The organism is Agarivorans albus, assembly GCF_019670105.1.
Classification (GTDB): Bacteria; Pseudomonadota; Gammaproteobacteria; order Enterobacterales; family Celerinatantimonadaceae; genus Agarivorans; species Agarivorans albus.
The window spans coordinates 2,669,477-2,693,706 of the sequence record NZ_AP023032.1 but is presented as its reverse complement, the minus strand read 5'-3'; the positions used below and the strand labels follow the sequence as shown (position 1 = coordinate 2,693,706).

4 protein-coding genes (1 of these 4 cut by a window edge) are annotated in these 24,230 nt (G+C 41.7%); 1 reads left to right on the top strand and 3 read right to left on the bottom strand.

The window, feature by feature from the left end:
• Positions 1–12: 12 nt before the first annotated feature.
• The 3 genes from K5620_RS12115 to K5620_RS12105 form a co-directional block, all read right to left on the bottom strand.
• Positions 13–3,870 (bottom strand): carboxypeptidase-like regulatory domain-containing protein, encoded by a 3,858-nt coding sequence (locus tag K5620_RS12115; RefSeq protein WP_016403606.1) that lies wholly within the window; start codon positions 3,868–3,870, stop codon positions 13–15.
• A 129-nt stretch (positions 3,871–3,999) separates the two neighbouring features.
• A complete protein-coding gene (locus K5620_RS12110; RefSeq protein WP_016403605.1) occupies positions 4,000–4,881 on the bottom strand; it encodes a peptidyl-prolyl cis-trans isomerase in 882 nt (293 codons plus the stop codon).
• A gap of 3 nt (positions 4,882–4,884) precedes the next feature.
• A complete protein-coding gene (locus tag K5620_RS12105) occupies positions 4,885–5,715 on the bottom strand; it encodes a peptidylprolyl isomerase (RefSeq protein WP_016403604.1) in 831 nt (276 codons plus the stop codon).
• Positions 5,716–6,260: 545 nt separating this feature from the next.
• On the opposite strand from K5620_RS12105, the gene K5620_RS12100 reads away from it, so the two are divergent.
• A protein-coding gene (locus K5620_RS12100) for an Ig-like domain-containing protein (RefSeq protein WP_221077369.1) crosses the window boundary here: on the top strand, positions 6,261–24,230 show its start. Its footprint extends 20,241 nt past the window's final position; only the first 17,970 of its 38,211 coding nucleotides appear in the window; the start codon lies at positions 6,261–6,263; its stop codon lies beyond the right edge, outside the window.

Here is a 24,230-nt window from a genome sequence, read left to right as displayed (position 1 = left end):
TATTCATCCTTGTTACTCGCTCAGGTTTTGGGTTATGGCGGCGGTGAGTTCAAGCAAGCTTTTCTCTCCCTTAGCAACTTCTGCGGCCAAGCTTTGTAGCTCGTGGGGAATCCAACTAGCACCCAAGTAGTCTAGAGAATCTAGCGTGATGGGGTGTTGGCTAATAAGTCGTTGATTGTCATTTATTTTTGCTACCCCAATAGGTGCTATCACACTCTTATCTGGTTGGTAGGCGACTAACATCATGTATTCGCCCAGATACTGCAAATAGTTGTAGCTTTCTTGGTATTTGGGGAGTTTGATGTCAAGGGCTACGCTGCCCTCGAAAGTTATGCCTTTAGGCTGAGTTGCAAACGCCCAAAGTGGAGAAAATTCACTGATAAGTGGCGCATTGATGGTGGATGGTGACGCTAACTGAACGTAAACCGTACCTTTATCGAATCCGTCAGGGAATAACACTATGGCGTCACTTAGGTCTAATTTTACATCTCCACCAGCAAGCGCCGCTTGTTGGTTACCACTGTTTATAAACTCGGCGGGTAGCGCGGTATTAATTTGACTAACTCTTAACATGCCTTGATCGTTTCGCCGTTGCGCTTTTATGTTTATGGTGCGGCGTTCTTCGCTCATGCCCGGCGTATGCATAGCCCTATTAATAATTAAGGTGTATGAACCAGTAGCGAGTGGTTGATTAGCTGCACGTTGGTAACCAAAGGCAAATCCGCCATCGGCATTGGTTGTTGTAGATAGTTGCAAAGCGGGGATTTCGACTTTAATACCCGCTAAGGTTTGATTAAATTGGTCACTGACTGCCCCGGTGATTAAGGTAGGCAGGGAGCGTGTAGTAAATTGATGTCTGCTTAAGGTGCTACCCCTGTAATTTACTTCTACCTCTACGTTTGCACCGTAGCCCAATGGGGTTTTAGGGTATACCGCAACGGTAGTTGCATTTGGCAGTTGTGCAAGGCTAAAGTTAACGGGTTCTCGGTTTCTAAAAACTTGCTGCAGGGTATAGCCTTTGGCTTGTAAAAAATCGGTACCGGGTGCGTCATTATTTATATAGGTATAACCATTAAGGGTTTCTAGTACACTTACTTGCAATTGGCTTAAATCAATTTTTTGATTGAAGTATAACTCTATTGCTTCGTTGGGCTCGGCGTATTGGGCTCCGTTTACGGGCTTAACTTTTTGTATAACCAATGGCACAGACGCTTGGGCCACTTGGCTTACTTTTGTAGATGCACTGGCTAATGCTACGTTGTCCTCGTCTAGTAATGCAAAGTGAATGGTTACGTCACCTTCTTGCATTGGTAAGGTAAGCTCGCCGCTGGCAACAGTAGCCGAGGTATTAAGTACTATAGGTTCTTGTTGCGTTACCCACGCTGCCACTCTGCTGTTTTGTGGCAATTGATTGTAACTTACCGCGACTTGAACTTGATTGGCTGATTCGGCCAACATAAAGGTAGCATTATTGGGCGGCAGCAAAGGCTTCATGTTAACACCGCTACTTGATTGGAAATGGAGCTCTTTAGCGACTTGATTACCGGCAAAATCAAAGGCTCTTATAACTACAGCTAAATTGCCATTTACTGGCATATCTTGTTGGCTGCTAAATAAGAACTGATTGGGCGAATTACTAGGTATTAAGCTTAGTGCTTGGTTGTTGATAGATGCACTAGATATGTTGTTGTCGCTAATGCTACCACTAATAGTAATAGTGCTTTGATTTACTTGGTTTACTGCTGGTATAGCAAGGTAGTTGTTTACTGCAATCGTTGGCAGTTGCTTATCTCTAGTTACATTTACTGTAGTTGAAGCGCTGTTCCCCAAACTGTCGACAACTGCGACATTAATAGCCAAGTTGTTTTGGTTTGCGGGGAAGGACAGTTTTTTGTTTATTCGAGTTATAAATTGTTGGTTTTCTGAATAAGAGATGAGGTCACTATTTGCGAGCGCTTGGCCGTTTATGCTTACATTTACTGCACCGCCGTAGCTAACTACACTGGCAGCTACAGTTAACTCGTCTTGATTGACCACCGCTCCCTCTAAAGGCGCGTTTATCTGTATGCTTGGTGGTAATACTTCTGCGTGGCCTTGTGGTTGATAAACTAGATGTAGTTGTTGGGTAGCTGTGCCAACATTGCGCCCTTGTGCGACAAGTGTAAATACGTTGTAGCCTAAGTCTAGAGTGAGGTTTTTGGCTGTAAAATAATAAACATTCTCGCTACTATTTAGCGTTGGTTTCACCAAGGTTTGGTTGATTCTTATTCCATCTACCACAGCCTCTTTAGGAACGTGCAACTCGCCTGATATTGTTACTAAAGGCTCGTTAATTATACTTTGATTGCTGGGGCTTAGGTTTTTCCACGATACCACCGATAATCGCTTGATACTGGTTTGTGCTGTGCTGGTATTACCGCTTAAATCTTCTGCTATAACATTGAGGGTATTTTCGCCATAAGAGAGGGGAACTTCGGCAGAAAAATTGTCACTTGAAAGTGTTGCGTCAAACGTCGCCGAAAACAGGCTGCTACTTACGGTTACTCTAGATATTCCTGCAAGCTCACCCTCCGGGTCGTTAACTTTGCCACTAATTTTTATTGTGGAGGCGGTGGTGGTTCGCGGTAGTTTATTTATGCTAATGGCAGGGGGTATAACATCGGGATCTGGCTGATAAATAATATGGTGTTCACGCTTAGTTACACCGCTTGGTGTTGATAACTGGAAATAAATTACATTTTTTCCGATGGAAAGAGGAAGGTCACTAACTGAAAACGCAAAGAGCTCTGGTGTATCAAGTTTTGAAAGCGGGTAGGCCTTGTCATTAACCTTAAGTTGCATATCGCTCAATGGCCAAGTACTTGATACTTCGCCGGAAATGGCTGTTGGCGAAGTCTTTACGGTTGCTTGATTTGGAGGGAATATGTTGTTTATAGCGTCGCCGATTTCACGTTGTATGGTTAACGAAGCATTAGCCACAGAGCGCCCATTTCTTCTGGCGACTACGTTTAAGGTATTGGTACCTATAATAAGAGGTATGTTTGCACTAAATTGTGGTTTACTTAACTCTGAGAGCGTAATTGAATCGCTGGTTTGAGTATTGCTTATATGTAGCTCTACACCCTCTAAATCGGATATTTCACCAGATTTTGGCTGTATTGTGCCTTGTAAAAAATAGTGGCTTTGCGTGGTTGGCGAGTTAGCAGGATCTAAATCTATCGAATAACTCGGATTTGCCTTAATAATGCTCGCTAAGAATTTGAATAGTCTATAAAAGATAGAGTCAGGGCTGGTAATTTTTAGCTGAAATCTATTCTCTCCGTCCACTAAGCTTACCCAGTGAGTAAAACGGTAATGGTAGGTAAATGAGTTAGAAGCCCGGCTAGAAGCACTGTCTGTTCTTGCCGCTGCTACTTGCGAAATCAACTCAAATTGTACCGGCTGGTCGTCTATATATACCGTTATGTCTTCTGCTGGCCAGGTGCTAGAAAATGTGCCGCTTAAGGTTGTTGAGTCTCCAATGACCTCTGTATCATTTGGAGGGTAAGTAGGGATAGCTTCTTGGTCATCTTGAAAATTAATTTCTAATGTCTTAGTTAGTGTATAACGTTCATTAACAGTGGCGGTGACAACTACAGAATTGAGGCCTGGTTCAAGCTTTAGCCAAGAGAAAAATTGTTGATTTTCTATTTCGGCGTTTATAGGTAACTGAGAATTTAGGCTTATTTCAACCCTTAGCTCATTGCTTGAGGTGTTGGCAATTTCACCGTGTAGCCGAATTTCGGCAAAGGGTGTTGTTTCTGGTAATGGAGTAATAACTAAAGCAGCAGACTTGCTGCCACCTTCCCAGAACGGACAGCCTGCCAGCATCAAACAAGCCGAAAATAGTATTAGACTGCGGCTAAAACTTGAAGTAGAACTAAATGGAGTTATTAATTTAGAACTAGTTTTCTTTATCCATAAAGGTAGAGCTAGCATCCTGCCATTCTCACTAGGTTGTTATTGTTGAGGCGCGTTGTTCCATTCAATAGTTGCGGCGTTAGTGGCTATATCCGAAGCTTCTTTCACTGCTTTTTTAAGCTGAATGGGGGCTAATCTTTTACGTATGTCAACACTGACTTCTGACAACGGTTTTGGCGGTAACTGTCGTTTAGATAACAAACGCAATATATAAACATCGCCATTGATGAGTGTTGGTTTAGATGTTGAACCCACAGACAAATTATTGGTTATGGCTTGAAGTTCAATTGGTAGTGAGCTTGTTTCTACTAACTCTGTTTTTAAACTTAGGTTTAGCTGGGTAAAAAGAGCTGATGAGGCCGACCAGTCTTGTTGACTTTGCAAATTCTCTAATTTTGCAAAAAGCAATTTACGTTGTTGCTCTGAGGTGTTGGCTGCTTGAATCGCTAGCTCTAGGTTTAACTGTTCAACTGCACCAAATTCTTCGGGGTGTTGTTGGTAGTAATTAGTCACCATAGCCGAACTTACGGGGGTAGGTGTAACGTTTTGTTGCAAGAACTGCTTAACCAGTAATTCTTCCTTGAATGCAGCTACTTTTAACTCAAGTTGTTTTGCGGTTTCGCTGTCAAGTTGTTGGGTAACTGCCATACTCATTGCTTTACTGGCTATTAGGCTGTTAACCACTGAATTACGTAGTTCTGGGGTTGCATGGTTACGCCCATCTTCACCAAACATTTGGCTAATAGTAAAGTCTACTGTCTCTTCGGTGATGCTTTGACCGTTTACAGTAACGACTATTGGTGATGTTAAAGTTTCCTGCGATAGGGGGGCGGGGGCTTTATCTTGCTCACAACCCACAATCAACAATAAGCCTGCAGCGCTCATTAGCTGAGCTAGTGTTAAAGAGAAAAGTGATTTCATTTTTTACTCTTTTATCGCTTGTCTAGTTACCTTTACATCTTGCTTAAGTCGCTCAATCTCTGCAGATTTTGCTTCACTGCGCAGCTGATAACGAATTGAGCCTTCTACTGCTTCTAAAGGTTTACGCGCAGTTTGTGGTTCTTCTAGTAGAGTGACGATATGAAAACCAAAAACGGTGCTAAAAGGTTCGGTAATTTCACCTTGTTTTAACTTAAATGCTCTTGAAGAGAACTCTGGACTCACTGCTCCTTCAGATAGCCAGCCAAGATCGCCGCCTTTATTGGCTGAGACAGTATCTTCGGATATAGATTTAGCAATTGCTTGGAAGTTTTCACCGGATGTTAATTGGCTATGAATTTGACGAGCCAAGGTGAGTTTGGCTTGCCGTTCTTGTTCACTCATCCTGTTGTTTGTTCTGATTAGAATGTGTGCAACACGTGCTTGTTTAGTTTCGTAAAGTGTAATGTTGTTTGCGTAATATGCTCGAATCATATCATCGCTAACGCGTTCAGCTAAGAATTTATCGAAGTAGCGATTTATATAGAGTTGGCGCTTTAAGTCAGCTATTTCTGCAAGGATAGCTTGTTCGTTAATAGTGTTTTCTTTGGCAATCTCTTGAGCTAAAGATTCTTTATAAACTAAGTCATCTAATACTTTTTCTTGTATTGCTATATCATTTTGCGGAATTCTTTTGTACGTAAGGTAGGCTTCGAAATCACTTTTAGTTATTTCTTTATCACCAACTTTGGCTAATACATTGCTATCTTCGCACCCATTAAGAAACGCTGACGTTAACAATATCAGTGCTAGACCTGCTACTTTATTTCCTTGCATGGCAAACTTGTTACATCCTTATGTACAAAAAGACTAAATAATACAAGCTGGCAATTATCATCCCCTTTCTCTTAATTTACAAACAATATTATTAATTAATGTCTAAATATGGTCGGAATTTAGTTTTTTAAGGCGTTATGCCGCTCAAGTTCTTTTTATTGATGTACAAAGAAATTTAGATGTAAGCATAATGATTTGGTTTTGTTGATAAATTTTTGATGGATAGCTTGTGGTATTGGCTATATGTTAATCATTTGTGGCGTGATATTAGATATTATGATTTTATTGATTAAAATGTTCATATTGATATTGAGTAGGTTGGTTGAGTAAGTTAATATCCGCTGGTTATTAACAGTATGAGATGAAATGGTAGATATTTCTTTGTATGGATGCAGGGGAACTATCATTTACTTTTTGCCTTCTCTAAGTAGTTTTCATCGTTAGTACCACTAAATTTATTTGCGAATGATCGCTTTTGGAGAACATGGATGTATAACCGCAGGCATTTGCGTTGTGTTTTATTTTTATTAGTTTTTGTGTCAGGAATGTGTGGCGCACAAATTGATATTAGAGCCACTTCTTCCCTCTCTGATAGTAATGAACAAAGTAGTTATAGTGCTGTGTTTAGTGATTGTTCTTCTATTGCTTACATAGAGGCAGGAAGTGTTAATCTACGCCATGCTTTTTCTAGTAATGAAGTTAGTGCTTGGAGTGATTCAAGTGGTCGTTGCCAGATAAGTTTTACTTTGAGTGGCGCTGAAAAATACTCTCCATCCGTAAAGATTGTAAGACTTGATGAAACTGAGACCGTCCATAACGAGCAGTTTAGCAATGAATCTAATGCTCCCAAAATTGATGTTGTTGGAGCATCAATTTCAGTTGATAAAGATCAATACCTAACAGTTACCTTTAATGCCTCCGATGATACAGATCTTTCACGTCTTGAAGTAAATGCAATAGGCTTAAGAGCTTCTGATATTCGCCAAGCTGGTGGTGTAATTAACGAGGCAAGAAAGCGTTCTTTTGCTAAGACTGAAGAAACTACTTCCCTTATTCCGATAAGTAATGACCAAAGTTTGTTCACGTTGACAATACCGGTGAATGGCTCATTAAGTAACGCTGCTATTGCCAGTGATGTAGTTGTATTGGTTGATGTTGTCGCCATTGATGCTTCTGGTAATCAAACTGCTTTGTCTGAGCTGGTTACAACGGGTGACAACATTCAAGAAGATGTGTTGTCGCTATCACTTGAATCGGCTTTGGTTCAGATTACCGACCCTCTGCAAACAGTAGCATTAAATCCAATTGTAACCTTCGAGTTTCGTGGCCCTATTAGTATGGCTGGTTTAGGTAGAGCCATTAAATACGAGTCTAGTTCACCTGAGTTAGTAGCTGTAACGCCTGCTGGGGTTGTGTATCCGTTAGCTGAAACGTCTGACCACCCAGTGACTATTACGGTTACTTACCCAGGTTTACCTCCAGAACAAGTTACTGTTGATGTCGATTACGATAAGACCTTAGAGCGTCTTTCGTACCAAGGTGGAGAGAATAAACAGCCTTGGGTACTTCCTTCTTTAAACCAGCCGTATACTTTACCCAATATAATGGGGCATTACTCCGATGGCTCAGTAGTTACGATTCCAGAAAGCTGGAAGATTGCTCTAGAGATTCCTGAAGCTTATAAAGCCTTACTTAAGCTAAAATCGGCTAATTCGTTGCAAGCTAACTCGCCTATTGTTGAAGATTATCCTGCGATAGTGACTTTTTATTTAGAAGCTATACCTAACGCCAAAGGGTTGTTATATGTTGCTTCAGCTGACGCATTTCCTGAAGTGAGTATAATCTCGCCAAAACAGCTGTTGGTCCCATCAACCTTGGAGTTAAGTGCTATAGCGAGTGATGATGTCGCTATCCAAAAAGTCGAGTTTTTGGTCGATGGAGTGGTTATGGGGGAGCTACTTGAGCCCCCTTATAAAATGTCTTTCCCGCTAGATGCTAATTTTGCCGGCCGTTCTATTGATGTCACTGCTATTGCCACTGATTCAGCAGGTCAAAGATCTAGTACAAATGTTTCTGCGATAGAATTGGTCAATGCCCCAGAAGCTGTTGCACCACAATTTGAATTTGAAAATCCTATTGATGGAACCGTGTGGGTAGAAAGCACTCAAATTAAAGCAACAATTAGTAGCCTTTTAGGTACATTACCTGATTTAAGTAAACAAAATAGTGGCATTACTAAAGCGGAGCTTTATCTTGATGGTGAACTCGTTGGAGAGGCTAACTTTCCATCTGTAGAACAAAGAAAAAACCTCGATGATGAAGATGAGATCTTCGAAACTTGGTCGGTAAATTACCAATTGCCAACTATCTCCACTAACGAACGCAATATCAGCGTCTACATGAATGTTTATGGCAGTAACAACGCCGTATTTAGAACTAATTCTCGTTTAATTCGAGTGGTAAAAAATGACAGGCCTAGTATTGTTATTAGTTCTCCAACGGCTGGCAGTTCTGTTACTGCTGGGCAAACAATTCCAATTTTGTTGACGGTTGAGGACGATACTCTACTGGCTGGCACAGAAGTCGCGTTGTTAGTAAATGGTGTTGAATTTGAATCGAAAGTATTGGTTGATAACAATCAACATATTGGGAAAAAGAGCCTTACTGAGCAAGTACAATTTGACTACTTTATAGATCCTGAACTGATCTACACAAATTTAGACTTACAGGCAAAGGTAACGGACTACCACCAAGAGCAAGTGCAAAGTACCGTTGTTAGTGTCCCAGTTAAACAGGATTTTGCTCCATCAGTAGCAATTACTAGTCCGACAGAAGGGTATGTGGCCACTGCAGGTTTGCCTGTTCAAGTTCGTGCTGATGCTGTTGATGACATTGGCGTTGAGAAAGTCGAGTTTTATGTTGACGGAAGATTAATTGGTAGCGATAAAACGAGACCTTATGCAACAGTTTATGATACTCCAGAGAACATTTCTTCGGCTCAGTCTTTGAGATTGTCGGCTGTCGCCTATGACACTAAAGGACAAACAAATAACAGCGCTGCGGTTAATATTACCTTAGGATTTGACGAAGAAGCCCCTGTTATTAACTTAGCATCTCCACAGATAAATACCTTGAAGCTAGGTCAGAATTACGCTGAGCTCATTGAAAACTCAGAGTTTGTTATAAAAGTTACCGGTTATGACAATGTAGGTGTAGATAGGCTTGAATTAGCTGGAGTTTACAAAGAGGGTAACGATTTTTATCTCTCGGGAAGTTTAGATACGAAAATAGCCAGCGACGACTTTTCTCCTCAAGATATTCCTGGAGCGTTAACCGCTTTTTCAGCTTTGAAAATGGCAAGGGCGCCAGAGTTTATCGGTAGTTCTGCTAATGATTTTGATAGTTATCCTATTTCGATAACGGCATGGGATAAAGCAGGTAATAGCTCTGTTGTAACTGCCTGGTTAGCTGTATTGGAAGACCAAGCTCCTACTATAGTAGAGATGGTTAGTGATAAGGAGCTTTACCGCCCTACAGACTTAATTAGCTTGAGTGTATTGGCAAAAGACGATCGCGCTGTTGTAGGGGCAGAATTAGAGTACTGGCAGGATAATAAGCGCATTGCGGTACGTCGCTTTGACCAAGTATCGGGGTTGACGCCCGGCCCAGAATTATTGATTTCTGACCAACTTAATATGGCAGATTTTGATTTGGACAACAAAGCTAAACCTATTCTAGTAAAAGCAATAGCGTGGGATTTACTTGGTCAGGTATCAGCTACAACTTCATTAGAGCTGTCAGTGCTTGCTGATGAGACTGGTCCAAATATAGCCTTAATCTCTCCCAAAGCAGGCGTTGCATTGGTAAATCACCAGGATCATACCCTAACACTTAACGTTAAAGACTCTGCTGGACTAGCTAGTATTACAGTCAGTGTAAATGGTGAGGTTAATAAGTACACGATAGAAAACAGTGAACCCGATTATACCTTGACTCAAACACTGAGTGTTTTAGATCAGCAATCGGTTGAATTGAGGGTCGAGGCTGTTGATAACTTCGGTAACCAGAACGTTGTTGATTGGGTATTTGATACATTAGAAAATGAAGCTCCAGTGATTTCGTTACGTCAGCCAGCTTCAGGGCTTAGTGTCACTGAAGGTGAGGCCTTAAATATTGCTGCTTTAGTAAGTGATGATTTGGGATTAGCTCAAGTTGATTTTATTGTTACTCAGAATGGGAAGGAATCAATATTTGAGCAGTTTTATGGTGAAAAACTCAAGGAAGTTGTTGCCTCGGGAGGGTATTTTACTGCATTTACGCGTATACCTAAGCTTGAGCAAGACACTCAAATTTCGATAAGGGCAATCGATGTTCATGAAGCTAGTTCTACTCTGGTATTAGAGTTACGTTATAACCAAGATGTTGTAGACCCAAGCATTTCCTTGATCCAACCGCTATCCGATCTAAGCTTACTGCCCGATCAAGCTTTTAATGTTGTAGGAACAGCAGCGGATGATCGCTATATCGCAGCTATAGACGCTGTTTTATTAGATAGCGATGGTGTTGATACTGGTGTTGGTTGGGAAAGTTTAGCGAGAAAAGACAGAGTAGAACAAGTCACGGTTGATAATGACAATTCTTTTGGCTCTACTGTAATAGCTGAACATTTCTATTCAGACTTTACGGCACGAGTTCGATTACCAATAAATATTAGTGAATTTGGTGACGGTAAGCACTTTAAGTTTGCTGTGCAAGCATTTGATCAAGGTGGTAATCAAATTGTTTCTAGGTTGATTGACCTCGTAATTAAAGATGATGAAGTAGCGCCAACAATTAGAATCTTAACTCCTTTGACCAGCATTGTTGAGGGGCAAGAATTAGACTTTCGCGCAGAGTTGCAAGACAACGTAGCGATTAGCAGCTACAAAGTTACCTTAGTCGCCGACAAAATTGTTGAATTAATGGCTGCTGACCAGCTAAATCAAGCTAGCATAACTTTGTCTGCAAGTTCGGTGTATGATTTATCTGCTTTGGGGGTTGTTCCTTATGAAGGTATGAGCGTTGATCTAAAAATTGAGGTTACAGATACTTCTGGGAATGTGGAGAAAGTTACTCATAATGTTGCTATAAAACCTGATTTAGCTCCTGTGGTAACTTTGATTGAGCAATTACCAAGTAGGAATTGGCAAGATGGTGACTTGGTTCGTACTCGGTTTTCTATCGATGATGACTATCTAGATGAAGAGATACCCTCATACTTTAGCAGTTTTTGGAGTAATTTAAGCGCGGATAATATGATTGATCCTCGCTTATTTAGCAGCGAAGTTGAGTTAGTTGATCAAGACCCAAATTGGGCAGTTACTACCAGTTATCCAGAGCAAGCCTTGAGCCCTGCAACGCTGGAGTTAGACGATAAACGTTTTGTTGCGTTCAAAGACCAAAAAATACTTGTATCACCAGCACAGTTCCGAGCAAGCTCATCACTGAGATTGATCGTAGAAAATGCGACTGTGTCGTACAAGCTTAGCTACTCCGAGGCTTCCATTTGTCAAGTTGAACCTAGTTCATTTGTTGTTGAAGCTGATCAATTAATTGATGACAACGGCAAATTGATATTTACCAAATGGATCCCCAAAAATACTCCATATGTTGAAATTAAGCCGATTATAGATGGCGTTGAAGATAGCTTCTATGTGAGACAAATTCGCATTGATTTTCTCGGCAAATCGGGGCCTTATGTTGTTGGTGAGCAAGCGCATAGCGCAAGTGGCTCTACTCAGTTGCAATTAGTTGTTAAAGATAACTCATCTGCCAATGGAACGGCTTTGTTGTTGTTTAACAGTGCTGAGAAGCTAACTCAGTTAAACCAGTCTGTTGTTCGTACATGGCTGATTCCTTTTATCAGTTCTGCCCGTCGTTTATCTCTCTTTGCTTTTGCAACAGATTGGCGTTCACATTTAAGAGAGGCGGTAACACCAAATGCTATTATCTCTACAAATCTGAATGTTGACCAACAAGCTCCAGAAGTAAACATACAAGCACCTAGTGTTGAATCTGAGGTTATTGATGGAGAATTTTTATCAGTTAGATTGAATGCTAGTGACAATGCAGGAATTAAGTCTTTGTCGTTGCTAGACAACAAAGGTTTATATTCCAAAGTTGCTAGTTGGCCACAAACAAAATCTTTCGAGTTTCAATACAAAGTTCAAGATATTCTTCCTGGTAGCGCGCTAAATCTTACCGCTATAGTTGAAGATCATTCTGGAAAGTTGAGTTCTCAAGAAATAAATTTGCCGATTATCGAGAATAATGCACCGCTTTTAAAATTGAAAAAACTGTCTTCATACAAGGTTGATGGCAAGTTTCAAAAGAATATCATCGATCCAGCGGTGTTGGAGTATGCGGAATTTTGGCTGCGCACCGGTGAAGACTTTGCCTTAGAATTTGATGTATCTGATGATACTGAACTTCATCATTTAGGTTTATACCGTGTAACAAGAGATGGTTCGCTAGTTGAAGAGTATCTCGAGGAGTTTGAATTCACATGCCCTGCATATCCTACACGTAGTGTATTGAACAAGCATGTTGAAATAGCATTTTTACAGACAGAACCTACCGAGTACGTACTAAGAGCGATAGATGGTTCTCAACATGTTTCTGAACGCCGCTTTATTGTCCACCCTTTGGCTAATATTGCTCCTGAAATTAGAATTGTTAGTCCTGCTGCTGATCAATACATCGTAAATGGAACAGTGCAAATAAGTGTAGGAATTGTTGCCACCGATGACCGTTTATTAGGTAAGTCGCAAATACAAGTGTTTGCCAACGGAGAACTACTACAAACCATTGAATCTGAAAATGGTGCAAATGCTAGTGATGCTCAAATCAATCAAGCTATTGAAGAGATGTATGATGAATATGAACGAAAGTACTCGGTTTCTATAGCGGAACAATTTGCTAAGAAAAACAGCCCTAATTTAACGACCAAAAGGTTTTTACTGAAGGTTCCGGCTACTGTTTATCAAAGAAATGATCAGATTGAGCTAACTGCAACAGTTACCGATAGCGACGACGCTCTTGGTAAACATAGCATAAGTGTTATTGCTGCTGTTGACGAAATTAATCCAGAGATTGCCGTAATATCTCCTGAGTTGGGTTTTGCCGCTACCGAACATAGTGATTTTAGTTTTAGGTGGAGAGCTTTCGACAACGTTAAAGTGTCCAGTATGTCTGTGGAGGTGGGGTACGGATTGTGGGAGGAGGGCTTAGCTTATAGAAAACAAGACGCTTTCGAAACAGTTAGGCGAGTAAGCTCTATTCCAAGTGTTGATAGTGATCCAAGTACAACAAGTAGCTTCGATACCCCTATATATTCACAGCTATTGCATGTAGAAAGGTTGTCTGAAATTGTAAATCGCTTTGACAATGTTTCTGATATTAGTACTGCTCGATTTGATTATTGGGTAAAAGTTAACGCTGTTGATGCTTCAGGCAACACTAATAGTACAGAATTTAGTTTACCCATTAAAATTGATGAGCGACCCGTTGTAGATATTCAGCGTCCTATCGATGGTACTAATCAAGTCGCTGGAAGTTTTCTAGATATTCAAGTCAATGCTTATGATGATGTTGGCATTGACTCTGTAGTTGCTGTGGTTCGCCGCGGGTCCGAGGTATTACTAGACTTTAGAAACAGAAAACCACCTTACAATTTTGGCCTAAACCTACCTGAGTTCGATCATTCAAACCCAGAAAACAATATACTTTTTATTGAGATAGAAGCGCTAGATACCTACGGTGCTAAGTATGGTGATTTGGATAAACATATCGCCAAGGAACAGGTAGCCATTCAATTGGTGGAGGATATGCCGCCGACGGTGGTTATAGCTTCACCTACAAATAATAGCATTATGACCGAAGGTGAGAACCTACTCATCCAAGTTAATGCCATTGATGACGTGGCTGTAGATAGGGTTTCTCTTACTGTAGCAGGATTAATGTCTGGTGATAAAACCTTTATCTCTACAGCCGCCCCTTATGACTTTTACCTGAACATTCCATTTGGGCAAGCGGGACGAGATCTTCAGTTAACAGCAGGTGTGACCGAATTGAGGACTCTCAGTGATCCTCGTACGGTGCATACGGCTAACACAACTAAGGTTATTGTAGAAAAAGACACACTAGCACCGGAGCTTAGTATTAATTATCCAGTGGTTGGTGGTACGGTGGCGGAAGGGAAGCAGTTACCGTTTAGTTTTGTGGTAAAAGATAACGTTAAAGTCGCAAATGTTAAAGTTGAGTTATTAGCCGATGGCGATCTCAATGGCATGTTTGATTCCAACTCAGAGTTAGTCTCATCTCAAGTGTTATTAGCCGCTCCATGGAGTGGGCAATTAGCTGTAGCGAAACTATCAGATTATGTTGCTGAGCAATCAACTTCTTTAACGAGTTTACCTTTGTTAGTTAAGGTAACTGCTAATGACGGCGCGGGGAATAAAACAGTTGTTTCACGCAGTGTTCAGCTAGTTAAAAATCAAGCTCCTGTTGTTAATGATATTTCATTTTTAAACTCTCTTGGTCATGTTATTGCGATAGATGGAGCAACGGTTACTGAGGGTAGAGATCTAGTCGTAAGTGTTACCGCGAGTGATTTAGAGTCTGGAATTAACCGGGTTAGTCTATATCAGGCAGTAGATTTTGACACCCTAGCAAATGCTAATTTCCAAAAAATTGGTTCTGATGGCTTAGCTCCTTATCAATTTGATATAGCTGTGCCTCAGGGAATGGCGGGTAGAAAGATTGCGTTTAGGGCGATAGCAGAAGATTTAGATGGGAATAGTTCAGAGCCTTCTTTAGCGGCGCAACTTAACATTCAAGTTGATCAGCCGCCCACCGCAACAATTATTCAGCCGAGTAACGATTTAGCTTCAGTCATTCAGGGACAAGTTATGTCTGTGGTTGCTGAAGTGGGCGATGATTTGGGCGTGGAAGGTATTGACCGTGTCGATTTTTACATAAACGGCTCATTGGTTGATAGTGTATTTGAAAGTATCTCTACTCGCTCTGGAGGTATTGGGCAATTTGGCCAGTATCAATTAGAGATACTGCCACCAGAGGGTGCTCAAGGCTTTGCATTGCAAGCGGTAGCATACGATAGATTGAACCAACCCGGTCGTTCTCAAGTGGTACACGTTGGTATTTTAGAAGATACAGTTAAACCGCTTTTGGAAGTACTAAACCCAGTTGATAACGATATATTAACTCAAGCTGAGACTTTAACTATCGCTGTGGCTGTTACGGATATTGGCGTTGCTGAGAATCGCAGTGTGTTAGCAACACTTATTCGAGAGCACCAAACTGCAGACGGACGTTGGGTTGAGTTGGCGAGTAAGAATACTCAGCTATATCGCATTGATCATGGTGTGCGCCCCGATATAGAGCTTAGTGAGCCAAACTCACATCGTTATATTTATTGGACCCAGTTAGCTGACGGCAAGGTATTAGCTAGACAGCGTAATCGTAATGAAAGGGTGAGGATTGTTGCCAAGGTGGTCACTCCAAACCATGAAACCGTTGCTGAGACCACTCATGAAGTGGGTTTAGGTTTGACTAATCAGACTTATTTCATGCCGAGCCCAGGTACCGAAGACGCAGCCAAAAGTGTTTACTACAATGCGATTCAGCAGTTTAGTTCTAATGAACGTCGAGGTGCAGTGGTAGGAAGTTGGAGCACCGTAGATCCTTTAGTTGTTGAACAAGGCATTTCATTTGTAGCGAATGAACTAGCAAATGATCCCTGTGGCGCATGCTCAGGCCTGTTTTTAACGGAGTTTGTCGCCGAAGATAATGAGCTTGGTGAACGTTTTGTTTATTCACAGTTGCTAAATGGGGCATCTGAATATTTTGAAGGCATTATTAGTGAGATTCATACAGATGCAAATTTTGTTTTAGCATCAAAACACGGAATTGCTATCAGTAAAAAGAGTCAACCTGGGTCTTCCTTTACTTCGAGCCTACAAGAAGAAATTGATCTTAACCCCGAGACTGGCGCCAAGTACTATGGTGGCCAAGATGGAGAACTATTGGTCTTTTCTATACGTAATGGCGACGGGCAGTTTGGCCTGCCGTACTTATTAGAAGGGCGTTATACCTTGCCATACTCTCAGGTATTTGGTCTTGATAGAAAAGATGGTTTAGCTTTTGTTGCTAACGGCTATGGCGGAGTTCAAGTTATTGACCTTAAGCAGTTGAGTGCGCCTAGGCGAGTTGGTTTTATTAAACCAGATGGTTTTGCTCGTGATGTCAAAATTTCTGGTGATTACGCCTTTATTGCTGCATCTCACCAAGGCGTGGTTATTGCCGATGTTGCTGATCCTGCCATGCCGATTGTTGCATCAATCGATACCTTGGGTGTTGCGAATCGCATTGAAGTTGTTGGTGACCGTGTATTTGTAGCTGAAATGGCTGGCGATGGTCAAGTGTCTCAGTTCTCAGTGATTAATGTTAGAGACCCTCACAATCCTAAGTTTGTCCAATCAGTGTCTATAAAAGCTGAACGACAAGATTTCCGGGCTAGCGGTAGTTACGATATAGCTGTAGTGGGCAACCAAGCTTACTTAACTACCCAGTATCTTAACCAAGAAGACAAACCTAGCCAAACGGTGTTGCAGGTATTTGATTTAGACAGTTTGAACCAAGCTGGTGTAGATGCTTCTATTCCCGCGTTGTTAAATCATAAAGCGGCAGAATTAGGTTATGTTGCGAGAGACTTAACTTTAGCGGGCGGAGCGATTCAAGTTGCTAGTGGTAAACAAGGTATTGCAAGAGTTGAATTAGCAGAACTAACTGTTGTGGGCACGCTACCAGGGCGAAATGAGCAACACGTTAGCACCGCGATCCCTTCATTTATTATCGATTTTTCTGCGCCTTTAGGACTAGACCAAAATGTTGTTGATTTTGTGCAGGTTTTTGAAGGTTCTGTACTGATAGATAGCCAAGGTAATTATCAACTGGGTGAAGATATTAGTGAGCAGTTTTCTGTCTCATTTGTAGATAGGGCTGTGGATAGTCACACAGCATTACAAGTGACTCCACACCAAGAACTACAAGCTGGAGTTACTTACACGGTAGTTGTTAAATCTGGTTTAAGTCCTCTCACAGGCTACGCTCTTGCTAATGATTACGTTTGGGAATTTAACACTTCAGTTGCTGGTGATTTGCCGTTCCCTATTGTTAAATCGATTAAGCCATCATCGGGTACAGTGAAAGGTGGCGAAGATGTGATTATTGAGGTTACTCATCTTGGTAAGGAGCCTCGGGTTACTTTTGGTCATCAAACCGCTCAAATATCTTCAATTGACTCTACTGATGGAGTGAGCCGTTTACATATAGTGACTCCACCTAATTATGCGGGCCCTGCTGCCGTTAATGTCTCTAATTCTGCAGGTTTATCCGCTTCGATTATCGGTGGGTTTACGTATTTGGACGTATTGCAGATTAATGCTGTTACTCCCGGCGTTGTAAATGTTAAACAAGTTGGCGCAGGCGAACGGGTAACGTTGACTGGTTATGGTTTTAATGAGTCATTAGGTTTAAAGGTTTATCAACATGGTAGTTCAGAGCTGCTATATCAATCGCTTGTAAACAATGACTCTCTTATTTTACATAGTGGTGAGCGCCTAGAGTGGGTGGTACCTAATATTGACTTACCAACAAGGTCTTATGTCGACCTAGTGTTGGTTGATTCCATTACCAATCAAGTCGCTCATAAGTCTAAGGCTCTATTTTTTGGCGGATTGTCGGTAAATCGCACACTGCAAACTCGAGAGCGTGCAAGTATAAGCCAGATACTGAAAGATATTGATAGAGCTGCTAAAGGCTTGCCTCCACTAATAGCACCGGACGTAACGAAGTTGCCGCCTGGCAGAATTATTGGCTTGGAGTCGGATAGTGAGTTGGGCTTAGTATATGTATTGGGCGTGCCGATTCCTTTTGTTGATGGGCCACACCATAACAATTTAGTTAATACTAATGAGTTTAATCAGTTGGTTTCACCTGCTTGGTTATCATTGGTTCACTATGACTTAGATGAACTAGAAAATGCGGCACCAATGCATGGTTTAGGTTATTACGACTTGCCTAAAGATGTGTGGCCTAGAACGATGGTGTTATCGGATACTCAACTTTATGTGTCTGCCAATGGCTTCGATATACCACTAATAAATACACCTTATAAAAGTCGAAATTGGATTTTGGTCTATGACCGAGAAACTCGACTACCGGAAGAGTTAGGTCAAGGCAGTAAAAACCGAGACATACTGTTTGCTTTACCTATACCAAGTGCCAATGCACCTACAAAGATGCAGGTAGTCGATAAATTGTTAATAGGGCAGGTAGACAATAGCGAGATTACGCTATTTAGTTTAGCTGACCCTGTAAGACCAAGTTTATTACAGCGTATAACGACCGCTAGCATAGGTGGGGTTGTTCGACCATTAAACATTCAAGATTTTGCTATTGTTGGCGAAAAGTTGCTGGTTAATTCTTCGTTTGGTGGGAAATCGTACCTCGTTGACTATGACCTGTCTCGACCTTCCGCTCCACAAGTAGCTGTAAGGTTACTAGATGGAGAAAATTCTCTAAAAGTATCTTCTCAGGGCGATAACAATCGACTTGCAGTTGCTGGCTCTGGTGTTGGCATTGTTGGGCTTCAAAGTAATAACTCCTTAAACCATTTAGGGCATTATCAAGACAACGGTTTTCCTTTAAAAACTCATCTTGATGGTATGAGTAGCACTTATACCTCGGTTAGCCAGTTGAGAAGTAATGGCAAAACTCTAAGAAGTTATGAATTTGATCTTTTAGATACGAGTCGCGTTGATAATGTTTCTGTATTGGATGCTCTGCATTTAGCCTCTGATTTAAATACTTGCCGGGTAGAAGGCAACTATAGCGGGGTGAATGACCTTCCCAATGCTGTAGAACACCTTACGAATGACGGTGTGGCCTTAGCTGCTTATGTAGAAGAAACGCAAACTGGAGAGGGTAGTTGTAACTTAGGTTACATTTCTCGCCTACAGTTTACCGATACTTATGTTAGCGATATCGTTAAGCATTCCCCCGAGCAAAACGCTACTCATGTTGCTGTTGATAGCACTATTGTTATTGACTTTAATCATGGCTTGAGTATCCCTGCTAACCAAGACGCAGGTGCGTATTTAGCTCGCTACCTTCACTTAAGTAAAGATGATGGCAGTACGAATGGCTTGGAGTTGACGTTTGATGCGCAACTAGACCCATTGTTAAGTACGCGTCTACTGATTAAACCTATAGAAGATTTTGACGCTGATTCTACTTATAAAGTGGTGATCGAATCTGAACTTGGAAGCCGTAGAAGTGCAGGCTTGGTAAACTATGAACTGCGGTTTGCAACGGCCAATGTGTATGGTGATGCTCCGAGAATAGTTGAGGTAGAACAGGCTGTTATTGCAACAGCTGGTGGCCAGTTTGTTCTTAAGGCTATGTTTGCCAATGATCCTATTGTTCGTATTGGTGAAGAAATAGCGGGTGTTGAACTGCTTAACACCGATGGTCTCGTATCATCTTATACCATCACTGCACCTCCGCATGCAGCTGGGGTTGCCTCTTTAGAAGTTGAAGTGGCTGATGGCAGAAAAGACAAATGGTTAGGCGCGGTACGTTATGTAGAACCGTTAAACTTAAATACTATTTCGCCAACAATTGGCAGTGTAAACGGTGGCACTTCGGTAGTATTAAGTGGTAGCGGTTTTGTTAGCGCAGGGGATACTCGAGTTTGGATTGGCGGGGTTGAAGTCGACAACCTGAAGGTACTGAGTCCAGAGCTTATTGAATTAGTTACTCCGCCAGGGCAGTTAGGCAGTAGCGATGTAGTGATAGTTAATACCGATCAACAAACGGTTACACTAGCTGCAGCTTTTGAATATCAACAAGCCAATAATATGCGTATTGAGACTGGCAAAGACGGGCAACAAGCCGCTCGGATTTATCAGATGGTGATGGACCCAAGCAATACTTATGTTATTGCTGCAGCCGGACGCGATGGGGTATTAATTACTAACATAGATGCGTCGACTTACATTTCTGATGTAGATGACATTGCTAACCCAGACGAACTATTACAGCGCATAGATAAAAATCAAGATCTGCTAGATGATCGCGTTGTCGGTCGAATTGCCTTACCAACGGGTTATCGCGCACTGGGTGTTACTGCATCGTTTAGCCGAAACAGCAAACGAATTTACGTGAGTGCGGCTAAATTTAGCAGCTCTCAGCCTAGTAGTGCCAGACTGTTTGTTATCGGTGTTAACAACGATAACTTATCTGATTCTGTTATTATTCGCTCTTTGCCATTAAACGCAGCGTTCGCTAGAGGTATTAAGCTTCAAGATAAAGCTCTGATGCTGGCCTTGGCGGAGCGCGGTGTGGGTCAGATTGATGTAAGTTTGGATACCAAAGCCTATTTGGTAGATACAATCTCTTTACCACATAAATTGCCTGCTTTGGATGTTGCTACAGTTAAGGCCGATCAACGCGGAACAGTCTATAGCGTGGTTGCTGGCAATTATGACTTTGATCAACAACGCCTAATGAGTCCTGAATTCAGTGAGCTGGGTGGGTTTTACTTACTGGAAAATAATAGCCTGCAAGGGACTAAGGTTTTATCTAGTTTAGATATCCCTGCTTCTCGGGTATTTATTCAAAATAGCCACGCTTACTTGGCTGCCGGTGACTCAGGCATGGTAGTTATTGATATTAGCGATTTGGCTAATCCCCAGGTAGTAAGTCGCGTCAGTAATGTAGGGCATGTATATGATATTTCGATGTCTGGTGATTTTGTTTATGCGGTAACTGAAGACAGCGGGGTAGTTGTCGTTGATGTGACCAACCCAATTAGCCCTATTGTGATTAATAGCTTTGCCAACTCAGGTGATGCTAGAACTTTGGTCACTACACCATACTCGGTGATTAGTGCTGGCAATGGCTGGATAGAAGCTGCTCCTGACGTGGTTTTGAAACTGAACAGCATCGATCCGTCTTCAGGCGTTGTTGAATTAAGCTCAGTTGCAGAAGCAAACATCAGATTACGCTTTAATAAGGCGATAGATTTAACCGACAATAATCAGCAGTACTTTAGACTAGTAGATAGTCAGGATAAGCCCGTTCCTTTTGATATCGATATTGTGAACAATGATGCACTTATTCAATTAACGTCTCCTGAACAATTGAACACTGGAGATGTAATAACTCTGTCGGTGCTTAAAGGATTGACAGCAGCGAAACCGATTATAGTGGGTGGCGTAACAAGTAGTATTACGCTTTATGAGTTAAAACAATCTATTAGTCGCCAACTGCTTATTTCTCAATCTACGGTTGACCCTATAGAGTTGTATGCTGTTGTTCCCAATCACATATCAGCAGGCACTCCTGTCGCGTTAACCATTTCTGTCAAAGGTATACCATTATCTACCGATGGTTTAGGCGTTTATATTGGTGGTAAGGCATTAACCATTACCGATGTACAACGCAGTGATGCAAATTCATTGGTTAGCATTATTCATGCTACCAGTGATGGCTTTGAACAAGCGGGAATTTACGATTTATTTGTTTCATTGGAAAAAGATGGAATAACGCGCAAAGCTAATCAAGCAGGAGCTTTAGTCGTTGATCAAGTGCTGTCTCTTGATTACATGACCCCAGCTTGGGGGCCGTTAAGTGGCGGTACCAGAGTCACCTTAAAAGGTAGTGGTTTTGAACCTGGTACCTCGGTTAGCGAAAGTATTGTGGTTAGTATTGGTGGCGCCACAGCGCGAGATGTGGAGGTATTATCTAGCGATACTCTAATGCTTACAACCCCGCGTGGAGTGAGCGGTAAATCTGAACTTATTGTTAAAGATCGCTATGGAAATCAAGCTGTTCTAAATGCAGAACAAGGTTTTGGCTATGGTTTAGCCTTACTTGGTGAAACATTCTCAGATAAGGTTAAACCTGTAGATCTGTTGATTGACCATGCTACAGGGATGGCAATTACGGCTTCTGGTTACTATACAAGCCACAAATCTATGACTGAGATTGAAGGGCATCTGCTTTCTTCATCTTGGTTGGCGAATAGTTTTGATATTCAAAATGCTAATCAACCGGAGCTAGCTGGAGGTGCATTTTCTATAGGTAATGGAGCTATCCAACAGCGACATCTTGACAGGGCTATCACATCTACTCAGCTACAAACAAAAGCTTTCAACATCAATGATGCAAGTTATGACCTTTCTCGTCTTAGTGAAGCTGAATTACGCACTTTGGAACGAAATAAGGGGCATAAGTTGCCTTTATCGGCAGATTCTATTTCGGTACAAGCATCTCGCGTAGCTGGACAGGACTTAGTGTTTACAGCCAACGGTGCAGCAGGTGTAAACTGGCTAAACCTTAATGACCAAAACAGCCTGCAAAGCCAAGGCAACCTATACGCAAATGAAAGTAAATTAGTTAGTGGTTTGTTCCAGTCTGGTAACGCATTATTTTCAGCTACTTATAATGAGTTTATTCCTGAAATAGCCCCAGAACCTTGTAATTACTTAAGTGGTCAGGTTAATGCGGGAGCTGTTTTGGCGGCTAATTTTACAGCTATAAATGACCCTGTAGATGTTTCTCCTGGTATTAATTTAAGGAAAGCCGGTTCACTTTATTATCAAAAGGACTGGTTGTACGGCCAGAGCTCCGGAGCTTCTGCGGTTTGGAAACCATGTGGTATTCAAGCATTGGATACGGCTAAGGAACGAGGTAATGGCCAAGCGGACGAAATAAATGCGGTTAACTTATTTGACCCTTATTTAAGTCGTGATTGGTTATTTGACAACACGGTATTTGATCTTGAGTTTTATGGTGACTATGTCTTTGTAGCCTTAGGCAATTTAGGGATTGAAATTTTCCACCAAGAACGTCCAGAACAGCGTTTACGCTTGCCGCTTGATATTTCATTACAAGCTCAAGGCAGTAACGCAGTTGGTTTAACTCGATTGGCTAACTTATTGGCGGTAGCGACAACGACAGGATTGGTGGTGGTTGACATTACTGAGCCTATGTCGCCGACTATTGTGTCGGCGGGTAATAACGAACCAGTGTTAAATGTAGACTACTACAATGGTCGTTTAATTACTGCTTCCGGTGATGGTGGATTGAAGAGCTTTGATCTTCATCAGGTGTTTGTAGCCGAGTCTACTTTGGAACCTGCAACTATTCTTGCAAGCAATCAGACTATTACGCTGCGTTTTAGCGAAGCTGTAACCTTAGCGTCTGTGATAGCTGGTGTAGAGCTTAGTGAAACTGAAACTAGTTTACCTATTGCTGTTACTATAGAGCCTCTGGATTTACAAGGAGACGCAAGTTTTGCGTTTAATATTCAGTTTAGCCGTAAACCGCTAACTCAATACCAGTTGGTGGTTAACAATGTCCGCTCATTGCGAGGCTCTGGCCAATGGCTAGCGTATAGCGTTGATTTTTCAACCGCTGCTGAAGACGAGTTAACACCTGTTATTCACTCGGTTGACAATGGTGCTTACCGTCAATATTCCCAGTCTACTATCAGTATTAACGGTCAGGACTTTTCTGCTAGCGACAAACTTAGAGTCTTTGTTGATATGTATGAAGTTCCTTATGTTTGGCTTAGTGAAAACCGTCTAGATATTCCAGAAAATGCGCTAAGTATGTTGCCTTTAAGTATTGGTCAACACCATGTGAAAGTAGTTAATGGTAGCCAATCAGCCCAGTATTTAGGGGCCATTGTTACTGCGGAACCTAGCGAAGACCTCCAATACGATATTTCGCCCCAAGCAATAGATCTTGTTGGTGGAGATCTTATCAAGGTGACCGCTTCGGCTGATGCTATATTGCCAGGAACGCGGATAGTATTGGAAGGCCCTGATGGGAAGTTATACCACACCGAATATACCGTTGAGGGTGGTTTAATCACCGACTTAGAAGATGATGTGGTGTCTTTGAGTGTCTTTCAGTTCCGCTCTCCTGGAGTGTTAAATGGTGGCGTCTATAAGGTATATTTATCGCTAAATGACGAGTTGAGCTTTATTGGTACTTTGGCTTACGTAGAGCGTTCTTCCGACTTGTTTGATTTACCTAATGTTCCTCCACATCAAATTAGCTCATTACAGGAGCATAACAATTTATTGTTTGTGGGTATTTCTGCTGGTGCCAAGCCTAGCCAGAGTAATTCAACACTGATGGAACATGGCTTAGAGATTTATGACATTACTCTGCCATCACGTCCCTTACGTTTATCTCAACTACGTACTGAACAGGCGGTGAATAGCTTAGTTGTTGTAGATAATCTAGTATTTCTTGCTAGTGATAGTGATGGTTTACAAGTTGTAGATGTGACTGAACCAACTAATCCACTGTTGATTGAAAGTTATCCTGTGCCGGGCTTTACTGCTACTGGAGTTGATTACAATAGAAACAGTCAGGTA